Origin of the sequence: Hahella sp. HN01, from assembly GCF_018986435.1 — a bacterium.
Taxonomy (GTDB): domain Bacteria; phylum Pseudomonadota; class Gammaproteobacteria; order Pseudomonadales; family Oleiphilaceae; genus Hahella.
Genome location: NZ_JAHMIN010000026.1, coordinates 59,473 through 73,427, shown reverse-complemented (window position 1 = coordinate 73,427; position 13,955 = coordinate 59,473). Strand labels below are relative to the sequence as shown.

Sequence of the window (13,955 nt, the reverse complement as noted above, 5' to 3'; positions counted from 1 at the left end):
CCTTACCGCATTTGAATGGTCAGGTTCGGGCCTTGCACTTCTTCGCCATGATGGAACCAACGGCTGATCACGGTTTTGGTTTCGGTGTAGAAACGCACCGCCTGTTTGCCGTAGGCATGCTGGTCGCCATAGAAAGAGTTACGCCAGCCGGTGAAGGAGAAGAAGGGGAGAGGCACGGGAATAGGGATGTTGATGCCGACCTGTCCCACTTGCACATTGCGCTGGAAGTGGCGCGCAGCCCCGCCGGAATTGGTGAACAGCGAGACGCCGTTGCCGAAGGGGTTGTCATTGATCAGCTTGAGGGCGTCGTCAATGGTGTCCACTTGCATGGCGAGCAGCACGGGACCGAAGATTTCCTCACGATAGATCGTCATTTCCGGAGTGACCTTGCTGAACAGCGTTGGACCAACCCAGTTGCCTTCAGGGAAATCCGGGTGGGTGAAGCTGGAGCCGTCGAGAAGACACTGTGCGCCTTCTTCTTTGCCCTTGGCGAGCAGACCCAACACGCGATCTCTGGAACCGCGACTGATCAGCGGGCCGTAGCCGGCGGCTTCGTCGTTCCAGGCGCCGGGCTTCACTTCCGCCATAGAAGCTTTGAGTTCGTCCAGCCACTGTGCGGATTCGCCCACGAATACCGCGACGGAGATGGCCATGCAGCGTTGCCCTGCTGCGCCGACGGAGGCGCCGGTCAGATGCGAGATAACCTGCTTCTTATCCGCATCCGGCATGATGACCATGTGGTTTTTAGCGCCGGTCATACATTGCACCCGTTTCAGGTGCTGCGTGCCGGTGCGGTAGATATGCTGTCCGACAGGCGCTGAGCCGACGAAGGAAATGGCTTTGATATCTGGATGCGTCAGCAGCATGTCTACTTGCTCGCGATCGCCGTGCAGAACTTGCAGTACGCCTTTGGGAAAGCCCGCTTCGTCAAACAGTTGCGCGATGCGCATGGGAGTGAGCGGGTCTTGCTCTGAGGGTTTGAGCACGAAGGTGTTGCCGCAGGCCAGCGCCATGGGGAACATCCATAGGGGGATCATCGCCGGGAAATTGAACGGCGTGATGCCGGCGCAAACGCCAAGCGGGTGCATGTAGGAGCTGGTATCGATATCCCGCGCCACGTTCTCAACGGTTTCGCCCATCATCATGGAAGGGATGTTGCAGGCATGTTCTACGACTTCAATGCCGCGCCATACATCGCCTTTGGCGTCGGCGAAAATCTTGCCGGTTTCCTGGCTGAGAATTTCTGCGATTTCGTCCTGGTTTTGCTTGAGAAGTTGCACGAACTTCATCATCAGACGCGCCCTGTCGATGACGGGGACGTCCTTCCAGGTTTCGAACGCCTGTTTGGCGCTGGCCACCGCCCGGTTGACTTCGTCCGGGGTGGCGCAGGGAGTGTTGGCCAGATTCAGCTGGGTGGCCGGATTCAGATTCGGGATGTGGCGAGTGGCTGCGCTTTCCGTAAATGAGCCGTCTATATATAACGGGACCCTGGTTTGCATTTTGGGACTCCTTGTAATCTTATTTTTATGGATAGAATGAGCCTGCTCTGGAAGATGTCACACGGTCTTCCTCTACGCTCTGAGCCTTGGCTCGCATAGGGCCATTCTAGACCTTATGGCGGCGCAACGGCATTGCAGAATCCACCACGGGAATTAGCCATAACCGCCAAGAGGTGACGTAAATGCGTTATTTAAAAAGAGAAAATCTTGTGGCTGTGGGCGCTAAACGGAATAGCCAGGAAACGTTTTAAGGAAGCGGCGGTGGCGCGAAGGGCCCGGAGTATGCGAGTAAACGCTGTTAAGTTTTTAGAGCTCCCAAGCGGTTGCATTTTGAGAGTGAAGGGGCGTTTGGGGAAGTAAGGGAAGCAACTGACATTGAGTCAGTTGCTTGAGTAATCTGGACGAGTGTCCGATCAGGCGTCAGCGGTGGAGGAGGCTCCTGTGTCTCCCGCTTCGACGGTGGCTGCGTCGCGCTTTTCCTGCGCGCGCTTGATCATGTGGTTAAGTACGGTGCGAACAGTATAGGTTATGCCGAACAACGTCAGGACCGCAGCTAGAGTTGATTCGATAGGCGCTTCCAATAACATGGTTTCTCCCGAGATTTAAGATGAAAACTTTGGTTAGCGCACTGACTGCATCGAGCTAACCAAAGCTTTCCTCCTGTGTGTTAGTGAAAATTTAACGTTCTCAAGGAGTAAACGGCTGTTCGAAAAAGCGGCCGCAGAATAACCAATTAGAGCGGGCGGTTCAAGGCGGAGCTTTGTTAAATTGTGCAAAGCTTGGCCTTTTTGATGCTTTTGTATACAAGGATAAAAGTGGCAAGTTTATGTTTTTTATAAAAAAATTCATTAGTTACTGGGCAATGCCCTTACCCCTTGCTTTGCTGATCTCATTTATTGCGCTAATGATGCTGATCAGGGGGCGCAGACGAAAATTGGCGCTGGGAATGCTCGGCGTGGTTTGGCTGGGATTGCTCACTATCAGCACCCCCTGGTTCTCTGACAAAGTGATGGAGCCGCTGGAGAGTCAGTATCCGCCTTACGCCGGTCAGAAGGTGCGCTATGTGGTGGTGCTGGGCGGTTATCATGAGTCGGATTCGAGTCTTCCTATCACCAGTTACATAGAGGGCGATGCGATATATCGCATTATTGAGGGAATACGGGTGGCTCTGCTAAATCCGGAGGCGAGGTTGCTGGTGTCCGGCTATGCGCGTACGGACCCTCTCTCTAACGCGGAAGCCTACGCGAGACTGGCGGAGTCGCTGGGTTTTCCCCGTGAACGGATCGATCTGCAGGAAGATCCTCGGGATACCCATGAAGAGGCTCTGGCGGCGCAGGCGCGAATGGGGGATCAGCCATTTGCGCTGGTGACCTCGGCTTATCATATGCCCCGGGCGATGCAGCTATTTGAAGGCGTGGGACTGCATCCCATTCCGGCGCCCACAGGACATACCATCAAACATCATCGGGAACTGGATTGGCGACGCTTTCGGCCGGCGCTCGGCGGACTGGCCGCGACACAGAAGGCCTGGCACGAATATTTAGGCGCGTTGTGGGCCAACCTGGTCGCAAGCATAAATTGAAATGGATCAAAAAACGGGCGTGTCTCCCGACGCTCCGTGGCGGCGATGCTATGCTTAAAACATTCTCGCTTCGAATATCTCGACGCACGCTTCCTACTAGATTTCAAACTGAGCTGAAGACTGATGTTTAACAGGGAATATCGCAACGCACGCTTCCTGATAGTGGACGGCAATACCCAATTGCGTCTTGCTCTGGAGAAAATGCTGAAATCATTCGGCGCCTGGTACATAGATATGGCGGCGGATGGCGATGAGGCTATCAACAAGTGCGAGCATGGACTGTTCGACGTCGTCATCTGTGACTACCAGCTCTCGGGCAGAAATGGTCAGCATGTTCTGGAAGAGCTGCGGGAGCGCAAAATTCTGCGTTACACCTCCCTGTTTGTCATGATGTCGGCGGAAACCACCCGGGAAATGGTGCTCGCGGCCATTGACCATCAACCTGACGCTTACATCAACAAGCCGATCACTTCCGATGTCCTGAAGCAGCGTCTGGATAACCTGTTGGTGGACAACGAGGTGTTATATGAGCTGAAGCACGCCATTGATATGGAGCGCTGGAGCGAAGCGATTTCCCGCTGTGAAGAAAAAATCGCCCGTGGCAGCAAGTACTTGCGCTGGTGTGAAAAAACCGTAGCGGAGCTGTACTTCCAGACTGGCGTGCTCAATGAGGCGCTGCGGGTGTATCAACAGGTGCTGTCGGAACGCACGCTGATCTGGGCGCAGGTTGGGGTGGCCAGAGTCTATATCGCCCAGGCGGATTACGACTTAGCGGAAGAATTACTGCGCAAGGTGGTGGAGGCGGCGCCAAACTGTCTGGTGGCCTATGACTTGCTGGCGCGGGTGTTGGTGGACACGCACCGGGGTAAAGAAGCGCAGGAATGGCTGGTGGATGCGGTGGGTTTATCGCCGACGGCCATCCTCAGGCATGCCAGGCTGGGGGATATCGCCTGGGAAAATCAGGATGTGGACTGCGCGGTGGAGGCGTTTCGTAATGCGGTTGAGCTGGGACGCAAAAGCATCTTCGACCGGCTCGACAACCATCTGGGGTTTTCCCGCAGTCTCTGTGAGCGTGCCGGCGCGCAGCCAAAAGTCATGCGTGAAGCGGCGCTGCAGGAAACCTTTGAGGTCCTGCGTAATATGGACGAGCGCTTTGTCATGAACGACACCGCGCGTTTTCAATATGAAGTGGTGGCGGCGAAGGCCTGCTGCATGCTGAAGCATGAAGAGGAGCGGGACGAGCGACTGGCGTTGGCGGAGACCCTGTATCAATCGGTTGGATTCAACCTGCCAAGCTCACGGGTCATGGAGTACGCTCAGGTGCTGCTGGCCAGCGGCAAAGATCTGGAGGCGGAGTTCATCCTGTCGCAATTGTCATTGATGCACGGGGATGAACCGGAGCTGCAAAAACGTATTGAGGAAATGCGTGACGAGCCGGTCAGCCCAGCGGCGCGACAGAAAGCGGCGGAACTGAATAAACAGGGGATTAAACTGGCCGAACAGGAAGACTTTAAAGGCGCTGTCGCAGCCTTTAACGAGGCGCTGGAGTATTCCGCCAGACATCCCGCCCTAAACCTGAATCTGGCTCAGGTGTTGTTGAAACAGCTGAGTTCCTCTCCTGGCGATGGCGCAGCGCGTAGAGCCTGCGCCGCCTGTTTTGACCGCATTGTGCATATCAAGCCTACGCACAAGCAGTATCCCCGTTTTCAACATCTGCGCACTAAGTTTGAAGGAACTCATGGCGGCGGCGTGCAGGCGCAAAGCGCCGGATAACAGTGAGTCGTTAAGGTCAGATCCAGCCTCGTAGGTGCTGTTCGCAGAGTTCCTGTAACAGTTCGATATGCTCCGGTTCTGCATTTAGGGCGGGGATGTAATGAAAATCCTTGCCGCCAGCCTGTTCATACAGCCCCCGGTTTTCTTCTTCGATCTCTTCCAGCGTCTCCAGGCAATCTGCGGAGAAGCCGGGGCAGATGACGTCCAAGGCTTCGCAGCCGTTGGCGCCCAGCTCGGTAACGGTGGCGTCGGTGTAAGGCTTCAGCCATTCCGCCGTGCCCACTCGGGATTGAAAGCTCATCAGCCATTGCGATTCATCCAGCTTCAACTCTCTCGCTACGGCGAGGGCGGTTTCTTCCGCATCACGACGGTAAGGATCGCCCTTTTCCACATAAGCTTTGGGCAGTCCGTGAAAGGAGAACAATAATTTGCCCTGACGTCCTCTCACCCGCCAGTGGGCGCGCACGCTATCCACCAGAGAAGAGATATAGGCGGGGKGATTGTGGTAACGCTTGACGAAGCGAAGCTCTGGAATGTCGCGCATCTTCGCCAGCGCCTGAGCCAACGCATCAAAGCTGGCGGCGGTGGTGGTGGCGGAGTATTGCGGATACAAGGGCAGCACCAGGACTTTCTCGATGCCCTGGCGTTGCAGCGCTGCGAGCTTGTCCGGCAGGGATGGCGAGCCATAAGTCATAGCAAAATCCACCAGCACGCGTGCGCCCAGTTCTTGTCCCAGTGCGTTTTGCAGTCCGCAGGCCTGTTGTTGCGTGATGGTTTTGATCGGCGAGCCCTTTGGCGTCCAGATTTTGCGATAGTTGGGAATGAGTTTTCTGGGACGCAAACGAAGAATGACCAGATTCAGGATCGCCCACCAGATCAGGCGCGGGACCTCGATCACTCTGGGATCGCTGAGGAACTGCTTCAGGTAACGGCGTATGGCGGGGGCGTCTGGGGCGTCCGGCGTGCCCAGGTTGACAAGCAGCACGGCGCTCCGGGTGTTATCGGGACTAATGATCATTCAGATAGGCATTCCAGCTAAGGGATATTAATTTTATATCGGGAGAGCGCTTTGAAAACTGCAATGCGTCAATGCAAGCGCGCAGTTTGAATATTTACAATTGCGATCCCGAGCGTATGGCGTTGAATTATAGCGCCTTCGCAGAACGAAATGTGTCTACGCTTCCCATGCGCGGACGGATCATTTTCGACGTCCAGACAACCGTTCAAGCATAAGTTTTTGGCGGCTGGTGGGCGGCGAGCGACCTATGCTATAAAGGCTTGACAAAAATTCCAACACTCCAAGAAGGAGAATTACTGATGAGAGTAGCCAAGAAAGTCCCTTTAATCCTGGCCGGCATGGCTTCCATACTGCTTTCCGTGTCCGCACAAGCGGCGGACGCAGCAGCGGGCAAAGCCAAGTCTGCAGTCTGTGCGGCATGCCATGGCGCGGACGGCAAGGCCGTTATCCCAACTTATCCCAACCTGGCGGGCCAGAACGAGCAGTATCTGGTGGAGGCGTTGAAAGCCTACCGCAGCAAAAACCGTAATGGCGGTCAGGCGGTTATCATGCAAGGTCAGGCGGCGGCGCTGTCTGACGACGATATCGCCAACCTGGCTGCGTATTTCTCCGGCCTGAAGTAAGCTGACCTTTCGCGCAGCCGCGGATCAACGGCTGCGCTTGTCCCGCTCCAACCACTCTCAAGTCCCAGATTTCCGCCGCTTTTCCTTCGTTCTCCCATATATCTTCACGGTTCAGGCGCTTTCCTTTCTTGAGCTTGTCTTTACGCCATGGATAATTAGCGCCGTTACGCTGATTATCGCTGCCAAAGGAGTTAAAACAGGGCGTTATGACAGAACAGACAGTCAGACAGCAAACCGATGTGACGGCAGCCGATTTTGATTCCGGAGAATATATGCCTATCAGGGGCGAGCGACCTATCGTCGCCAGGGCCCGTGAATTTTCCAGCGGATATCGGGTTACGCCGCATAAACACGAGTGTTGCCAGCTTATTTTCGCCACGTCAGGCGTGATGGAGCTGGTCACCGACGAGGGGGTATGGCTGATACCCCCGCAACGGGCGGTGTGGATGCCGCCCAATGTGGAGCATGGCATGCGCGCCCGTGGCGACGTGTCTCTGCGCACCATGTACATCCAGCCCCATGCCTGTCCCGTGAGTTTTCCGCAAAAGCCGCGCACGCTGCAGATATCGCCGTTGCTGAGGGAGTTGATCATTCGTGCGATGCGAGTTCCCAGTAATTACGACGAAGGTGGCCGGGATGGTCGAATTATGTCACTGATTTTAGAGGAAATTGAATGGTCTGATGAGCGCCCGTTACGGCTTCCCGCCACCCGCGATTCCCGCTTGCAGAACCTGTGTCGGGCTATCCTGGCCAATCCGGCTGATCCGCGCGAACTGAAAGATTGGTCGACTGTAATCGGGGCGTCCGAACGTACGCTTTCCCGTTTGTTTCGCAATGAGCTGGGAGTGTCTTATCAATACTGGCGTCAGCAGGTCGCCGCGCTCAACGCAATCCCCCGTCTCGCCGCCGGCGACCCGGTGACGCTGATCGCTGCGGATCTTGGCTACGAAACGCCGGGCGCCTTTTCCGCTATGTTTCGACGCATTATGGGCGTCGCTCCCAGTCTTTATTTTCAGCGCCAACCAGAAAGCTGACTTTTTATTAGGTTTGTCCGGTTCGGCGTAAACATTGGCTTCTCCCAGGTAGTAGGGCGGGCTGCACAGGCGTAGGATGCAAATCATCGGCCTGCGCAGCTCAGGTCCCCCGATAGTCTTTCTGAGAGTAAGCCATGGCCGCTGTTGCTTCCCGCGATCGCAAGCGTTATCTGACGCTCATCCTTATCTCAACCTTTCTGTTTGGATCTTCCTTTCCAGCCACCAAGGCGGTGCTGACGGAGGTTTCGCCGTTGTGGGCGGTGTGTCTGCGTTTTCTGGCGGCGGCGTTGTCCATCACGCCATTGCTGATCTGGCGGGGAGACTTCGGCGGGCGCTTAAAGCTCAAACCCGTGGTCTGGGGACAGGTGATCGTCATTGGTCTTTTGCAAACCACTGGCTCTATGGCCTTCCTCAATTTAGGGCTGCAATCCATCGCGCCGCCTAAGGCCGCGATATTAATGGCTTGCGCGCCGCTGATCGTCGCGGTCATGGCCCGGCTTATCCTGCGCGAAACGGTATTTGCGTTGGCGTACGCCGGCATGGGAGTGGCTCTGTTTGGCGTAGCGCTGTGCCTGGGACTCGACAGTATCGGAAGCAGCGCCTTAGGCGTTGGCGAACTGCTGGTCATATGCGGCGCGTTTTGTTGGGCGGCGGCGACGGTAGCGATCAAGAAGTTCGCGCCTGAACTAGACGTCTGGGCGCTGTCTTTTTGGCAGATGTTAATCGGGGCGATCGCGTTGGCGCTGATCGCCTTACTGAATGGAGAACCATTTGGCGCTCCGGTCAGTTTGTCTGTCTGGGGCGCATTTGCGTGGCTCGCCATTCCGGCGACCACCGGAGCGATGGGGCTTTGGTTTCAGGTTTTGCGGCTGGGCAGCGCTGTGCACGCCAGCGGCTTTTTGTTCCTGTCTCCTTTGTTCGCCACCTTAATTACTTTCGCTCTTACAGGAAACCTGCTCACTATGCGGGAAATCGCAGGAGGCGTGTTAATTGGAGCTGGCATATATCTGGCCTCGCTGCCGCAACGCGGCGAGGCGTCGGCATCCTGTACCTGATTAATCATTGCTTTGTATGGAATCTGAAAAGTGAACAAGCTGATTATTACTGCTGCGGTTAACGGCGGCATCACCAGCCGTCAGAAAAATCCTGGAGTGCCTTACACTCCGGAAGAAATCGCTCAAGCGGTGTACGACTGCTGGAACGCAGGCGCTTCAATCGCACACATCCACGCGCGTAACGATGACGGCAGTCCCAGTTACAGCGCGGAGGTTTACGGAGAGATCGTGCAGCGCATCCGGGATCGCTGCGACATACTCATTAACCTAAGCACTTCAGGCTTGAACCTGCCTGCTGACTTGCCCAAGAACGAAGCCTGGAATCACCTGCGTTACAGACCGGAGATCGCTTCTTTCAATTGCGGCTCCGTCAACCACGGCGACAAACCCTTTATCAATCCCCCTGCATTGGTTCGCGAGCTGGCGCTGGACATGCGTGAGTATGACGTGAAGCCGGAGATCGAGGTGTATCACAGCGGCGTGATCAATGAATCGCTGTTGCTGCGTAATGAGGGCTTCTTATCCGGCCCATTGTATTTCACCTTCGCGCTGGGAATTCGCGGCGGCGCCGCGGCAACCTGCAAGAACCTGCTGCACTTCGCGGAAAGCATCCCGGAAGACAGTATCTGGACCGCCCTGGGAATAGGTAAGGACCAGCTCCCTGTCAATCTGCACACGATCCTGCTGGGCGGACATGTCCGTACCGGTATGGAAGATAACGTGTACTACAGCTACAAAGAGCTGGCCCGGGATAACGCCCAGCTGGTGGAGCGCATCGCCCGCTTTTCACTGGAAACCGGCAGACAGATCGCCTCGCCGGACGAGGCGAGAATGATGCTGGGCATTAAGGTTCCGCAAAACGCAGCGGCTTCAGTCGCCTAACGCTAGTTTAAGGGAGTAAACAATGAATCCACATATGAAAACCCCAGTCACTTTCTTAGGCGATACGTCCGGTGAGGCGGAAGTCGCCGTAGTGTTGCTGCATGGGCGTCGGCAAACCGAAGAAGACACATTCCGCGTGGGCGAGCGCATCGGCTTGGATAACGTGCTGTACGCCTTGCCTTCGGCGCAGGAAAGAACCTGGTATCCCCACGGCTTTATGGCGGCGCTGGAAGACAACCAACCATGGCTGAATTACGGCCTGGAGACCTTGGCGGCGACCGTTGCAGCCTTGGAAGAGCGAGGATTTTCCCGTTACAAGATCGTGTTTATGGGCTTCTCGCAAGGCGCCTGTCTGGCGGCGGAGTTCGTTTACCGCAATCCTGATCGTTGGGGCGGTTTGGTGGCCTTTACCGGCGGTCTGTTCGGACCTAAAGGCATGATTTGGGAAGGCGTGGGAAGCTTTGACGAGATGCCCGTATTCCTGGGAACCAGCGATGTTGACAGCTGGGTGCCGCTGGAGCGTGTGCGCGACTCCGCGGAGGTCTTCATAAATATGGGGGCGAGTGTTGATATGCGCGTCTATCCAGGCATGGAGCACAAAGTCAATCGGGATGAACTGGAGGCTGCAAGGGCGATGTTGTCGAAGATGCTCGTCCAGGAAACCGCCGTGGAGTGCGCATAATGAGCGAAGCTTATATCTGTGACGCCGTACGTACGCCGATTGGAAGATACGCGGGCGCTTTGGCCGGAGTCAGGGCGGATGATCTTGGCGCGATTCCTTTACGCGCCATCCTGGAAAGAAACGCAGGCCTGGATGAAGGCGTTGTCGAAGAAATTGTATTCGGCTGCGCCAATCAGGCGGGAGAAGATAACCGCAATGTCGCCAGAATGAGCGCATTGCTGGCCGGGTTCCCCGTTACGACGCCGGCTATGACGGTTAACCGTCTATGTGGTTCTGGTATGGAAGCTGTGGCCAGTGTGGCGCGGGCGATCAAATGTGGAGAGCTAGGGCTGGGGATTGCCGGCGGCGTTGAGTCCATGTCGCGGGCGCCTTTTGTTTTGCCCAAGTCTGAGCAAGGATTCAGCCGTAACATGGAGGTATACGACACCACTATCGGCTGGCGTTTTGTGAACCCGTTGATGAAAGCGCAGTACGGCGTCGACTCTATGCCTGAGACCGCGGAAAACGTGGCGGTGCAGTATGGCGTTGGCAGGGAAGACCAGGACGCGTTTGCGTTGCGTAGTCAGGAACGTTATGCCGACGCCAGGGCGCGAGGTGCTTTTGATCGTGAAATTGTTCCTGTCATGGTTGAGCGTCGTAAGCAGCCTGCTTTAATCGTGGACAGCGACGAACATCCGCGAGCGACAACTCTTGAAAAGCTGGCGCAATTGAGACCGTTGTTTGGCGAGGGCGGCACTGTCACCGCTGGCAATGCGTCCGGCGTTAACGATGGCGCGGCGGCTATTTTGCTTGCTTCAGGAGCGATGGTGGACCGCCAGCACTTGCGGCCGTTGGCCAGAATCGTGGCGTTCGCCAGCGCAGGCGTCGAACCCAGGGTAATGGGGATCGGCCCGATTCCGGCGGTGAACAAAGCATTGGCGCTGGCTGGGCTGAGCATCGAAGACATGGATTTGATCGAGCTGAATGAAGCGTTTGCTTCCCAGGGCATCGCGGTGTTGAGGGAGTTGGGCGTGAAGGAAGACGCCGAGCATGTGAACCCGAATGGCGGCGCTATCGCCCTTGGACATCCTCTAGGCATGAGCGGCGCGCGCATCGTGGGAACCGCCGCCCACTATTTGCAAGCGCATAATTTGCGCTATGCATTGTGCACCATGTGTGTTGGTGTAGGGCAAGGCGTTGCAATGGTGCTGGAGCGGGTTTAACCCGCTCTGAAATTTAATAATCGAAGAGAGGAAAACGGATCATGGCGCAGGCTTCTTTTCCAGTGGCTCGTCCCCGGCGTCTACGTCGCAATAACTCCATACGCGATTTGGTGCGGGAGACTGCGTTGCGGGTGGAGGATTTGGTGTATCCCCTGTTTGTCATCCCTGGCGTTCAGCAGCGTGAAGCGGTTGCGTCGATGCCCGGGGTTGAGCGCCTGTCGCCGGATCTGGCGGTAGAGCTTTGCGTCGGCGCCTGGCGCAGCGGCATCAAGGCGGTGTTGCTGTTCGGGCTGCCTGAAGTTAAAGACTCTCAGGGGCGCAGCGCGTGGGAAGACGGGCCGGTGCAGCAGGCGTTGCGGTTGATCAGGCAGGCGGCGCCAGGGCTGACGCTGATCACGGATGTATGTCTATGCCAGTATGCGGAACATGGCCATTGCGGCGTGCTCTGCGGCGATGGCGTGGATAATGATCGCACCCTGGCGCTGTTGGCCAAGGTGGCGTTGAGTCACGCGCGAGCAGGAGCGGATGTGGTCGCTCCCGCCGCCATGATGGACGGTCAGGTGGCGGCGATTCGGCGTGCGCTGGACGCAGACGGATTCCAGAACGTATCCGTCATGTCCTACGCAGTGAAATACGCGTCCGCCTTTTACGGACCCTTTCGGGATGCAGCGGATTCCGCGCCCGCCGGCGGCGACCGCAAGCACTATCAAATGGACCCGGCCAACTTGCGTGAAGCGATGCGGGAGGCGGAGCTGGACGCAGCAGAAGGCGCGGACTTCCTGATGGTGAAGCCGGCGATGGTGTATCTGGATGTGTTGCGCAAACTTCGCGATCGCTTCGATCTGCCGATGGCGGCTTATAACGTCAGCGGCGAATACGCCATGGTGAAAGCCGCGGCGGCCAACGGTTGGATCGACGAACGCAGCGTGGTGTTGGAAACCTTGTTGAGTATGAAACGGGCGGGCGCGGACATGATTATCAGCTACCACGCCCTGGATGCGGCGCGTTGGCTGCAGGAAACCTGATCGCTGACTTCTGATCCCTGGGCGCTGGCGGCTCGCCGCCGCCAGTGCTTCTCCTTTCTAGCAAAGACGCATTCTTAATCCACAATGCGATAGCTGGGCACGTATTTGCTGCCTGGCAGTTTCATCCGCTGTTGCTTCACGAAAGACTCTAACAATGATCCGAAAGAGCCGACGATAGTTTTATCGCCGCTGATCTCGAATGGTCCCAGACGTTCCACCAGCTGTACGCCTTCTTCCTTGACGTTGCCGGATACGATGCCGGAAAACGCCCGGCGCAGGTTCGCCGCCAGCTCATGAATGGGCTGTTCGCGGTGCAGCGCCAGCGCGCGCATGCTCTCGTGGGTCGGCTGGAAGGGGTGCTGGAACTGCGGTTGAACCTTCAGCAACCAGTTGTAGTAGTACGCATCGCTGGAGCCTTTACGATGATAAGTGACGTCCTGGATGCCTTTCTTCATTTCCAGGGCGACCAGCTCGGGGTCGTCGATGATGATGCGATAACGACGTTGAGCGGCTTTACCCAGGGTCAGGCCTATAAATTCGTTGATCTGGCCGAAGTACTCTTCATTTTTCTTGGCTCCGGCGAAAATTACCGGGAAAGGCAGTGAATCGTTTTCCGGGTTCAGCAGAATGCCCAGCAGGTACAGGATCTCCTCTGCGGTGCCAGCGCCGCCGGGGAAGACGATGATGCCATGGCCGAGTCGCACGAAGGCTTCCAGACGCTTTTCGATATCTGGCAGAATCACCAGCTCGTTGACGATGGGGTTTGGCGACTCGGCGGCGATGATGCCCGGCTCGGTCAAACCGATGTAGCGTCCGGTCTGAATGCGCTGCTTGGCGTGAGCGATGGTGGCGCCTTTCATCGGTCCCTTCATGGCGCCGGGGCCGCATCCGGTGCAGATATCCAGTCCGCGCAGACCCAGGGAGTGGCCGACTTCTTTGGTGAAGTCATACTCGTCCCGGCTGATGGAGTGGCCTCCCCAGCACACGACGATGTTGGGGTAACGACGGGGAATCAATACGCCGGCGTTCCGCAGCATATGGAAAATAAAGTTGGTGATATCCTCGCCGTTGTTCAGGTTCAGCTGGGTGTTGTGAGACAGCACGTTGTTGGCGTAGATGATGTCGCGCAGCACGGCGTAGAGGTGCTCTTGAATCCCTTTGATCATCTTGCCGTCGACGAAAGCGTTGTGAGGCGCATTGATCACCTCCAGCTTGATGCCGCGGGCCTGTTGGATCAGCTGGATATCGAAATCGGCGAATTCAGCCAGAATGGTGTTGGGATCGTCGGACTCGTTGCCGCAGTTCAATACGGCCAGGGCGCATTGTCGGAACAGGCGATACACGCCGCGATTGCTGCGGTCCTTCAACAGGTTGACTTCGTGTTGTGAGACCAGATCGAGGCTGCCTTCCGGGGCGATGCGTGCGGTTATTTTGTTACTCATATCTATATCTTTCCTTTTCTAATACTTCTACTTGCCGGCGGGGCCGGCGGTTCCGATTCCGGCGGACGGCTGTGGGAGCAAGCCAGAGCCTGACGGCGTATGCAGGCGTGACGGTGGCGACGCTGCAATGCCAATAGA

General features: G+C 56.7%; 13 protein-coding genes. 9 read left to right on the top strand and 4 right to left on the bottom strand.

Annotated features, from left to right (window positions below; all coding sequences use genetic code 11):
* Window positions 1-2: 2 nt before the first annotated feature.
* Both KP814_RS22230 and KP814_RS22225 read right to left on the bottom strand, forming a co-directional pair.
* Window positions 3-1,499 (bottom strand): CoA-acylating methylmalonate-semialdehyde dehydrogenase, encoded by a 1,497-nt coding sequence (locus KP814_RS22230; RefSeq protein WP_216738834.1) that lies wholly within the window; start codon window positions 1,497-1,499, stop codon window positions 3-5.
* Between the two features lie 413 nt (window positions 1,500-1,912).
* Complete coding sequence (locus tag KP814_RS22225; RefSeq protein ID WP_216738833.1) at window positions 1,913-2,086, bottom strand: hypothetical protein; 174 nt, start codon at window positions 2,084-2,086, stop codon at window positions 1,913-1,915.
* A gap of 275 nt (window positions 2,087-2,361) precedes the next feature.
* Here KP814_RS22225 and KP814_RS22220 point away from each other — a divergent pair, with 275 nt between their 5' ends.
* Window positions 2,362-3,081, top strand: coding sequence for an ElyC/SanA/YdcF family protein (locus KP814_RS22220; protein ID WP_216738832.1), 720 nt, complete (start codon window positions 2,362-2,364; stop codon window positions 3,079-3,081).
* 123 nt (window positions 3,082-3,204) lie between these two features.
* Window positions 3,205-4,854 (top strand): response regulator, encoded by a 1,650-nt coding sequence (locus KP814_RS22215; RefSeq protein ID WP_216738831.1) that lies wholly within the window; start codon window positions 3,205-3,207, stop codon window positions 4,852-4,854.
* 16 nt (window positions 4,855-4,870) lie between these two features.
* Here the strand turns inward: KP814_RS22215 and hemH are convergent, their stop codons facing one another.
* The gene (gene hemH, locus KP814_RS22210; RefSeq protein ID WP_253938556.1) at window positions 4,871-5,872 is read right to left on the bottom strand and encodes a ferrochelatase; all 1,002 of its coding nucleotides are present in this window, start codon (window positions 5,870-5,872) and stop codon (window positions 4,871-4,873) included.
* 299 nt (window positions 5,873-6,171) lie between these two features.
* Here hemH and KP814_RS22205 point away from each other — a divergent pair, with 299 nt between their 5' ends.
* From KP814_RS22205 to hemB, 7 genes are all read left to right on the top strand, one after another.
* On the top strand, window positions 6,172-6,495 hold the full coding sequence (locus KP814_RS22205) for a cytochrome c (RefSeq protein WP_216738830.1): 324 nt from the start codon (window positions 6,172-6,174) through the stop codon (window positions 6,493-6,495).
* Window positions 6,496-6,701: 206 nt separating this feature from the next.
* Entirely contained in the window at window positions 6,702-7,529 is an 828-nt protein-coding gene (locus KP814_RS22200; RefSeq protein WP_216738829.1) for a helix-turn-helix domain-containing protein, read from the top strand.
* Between the two features lie 134 nt (window positions 7,530-7,663).
* Window positions 7,664-8,584 carry a DMT family transporter gene (locus KP814_RS22195; protein WP_127968236.1) on the top strand — a complete coding sequence of 307 codons (921 nt, stop codon included), beginning with the start codon at window positions 7,664-7,666 and terminating at the stop codon, window positions 8,582-8,584.
* A gap of 30 nt (window positions 8,585-8,614) precedes the next feature.
* Window positions 8,615-9,466 carry a 3-keto-5-aminohexanoate cleavage protein gene (locus KP814_RS22190; RefSeq protein ID WP_216738828.1) on the top strand — a complete coding sequence of 284 codons (852 nt, stop codon included), beginning with the start codon at window positions 8,615-8,617 and terminating at the stop codon, window positions 9,464-9,466.
* Between the two features lie 22 nt (window positions 9,467-9,488).
* Window positions 9,489-10,148 carry an alpha/beta hydrolase gene (locus KP814_RS22185; protein ID WP_216738827.1) on the top strand — a complete coding sequence of 220 codons (660 nt, stop codon included), beginning with the start codon at window positions 9,489-9,491 and terminating at the stop codon, window positions 10,146-10,148.
* Entirely contained in the window at window positions 10,148-11,350 is a 1,203-nt protein-coding gene (gene pcaF / locus KP814_RS22180) for a 3-oxoadipyl-CoA thiolase (RefSeq protein ID WP_216738826.1), read from the top strand. The genes KP814_RS22185 and pcaF overlap by 1 nt, the downstream gene beginning before the upstream one ends.
* 41 nt (window positions 11,351-11,391) lie before the next feature.
* Window positions 11,392-12,375, top strand: a complete 984-nt coding sequence (gene hemB / locus KP814_RS22175; protein WP_216738825.1) for a porphobilinogen synthase — start codon at window positions 11,392-11,394, stop codon at window positions 12,373-12,375.
* Between the two features lie 74 nt (window positions 12,376-12,449).
* Here hemB and ppnN read toward each other — a convergent pair whose 3' ends face one another.
* On the bottom strand, window positions 12,450-13,817 hold the full coding sequence (ppnN, locus tag KP814_RS22170; RefSeq protein ID WP_253938555.1) for a nucleotide 5'-monophosphate nucleosidase PpnN: 1,368 nt from the start codon (window positions 13,815-13,817) through the stop codon (window positions 12,450-12,452).
* Window positions 13,818-13,955: the final 138 nt, after the last annotated feature.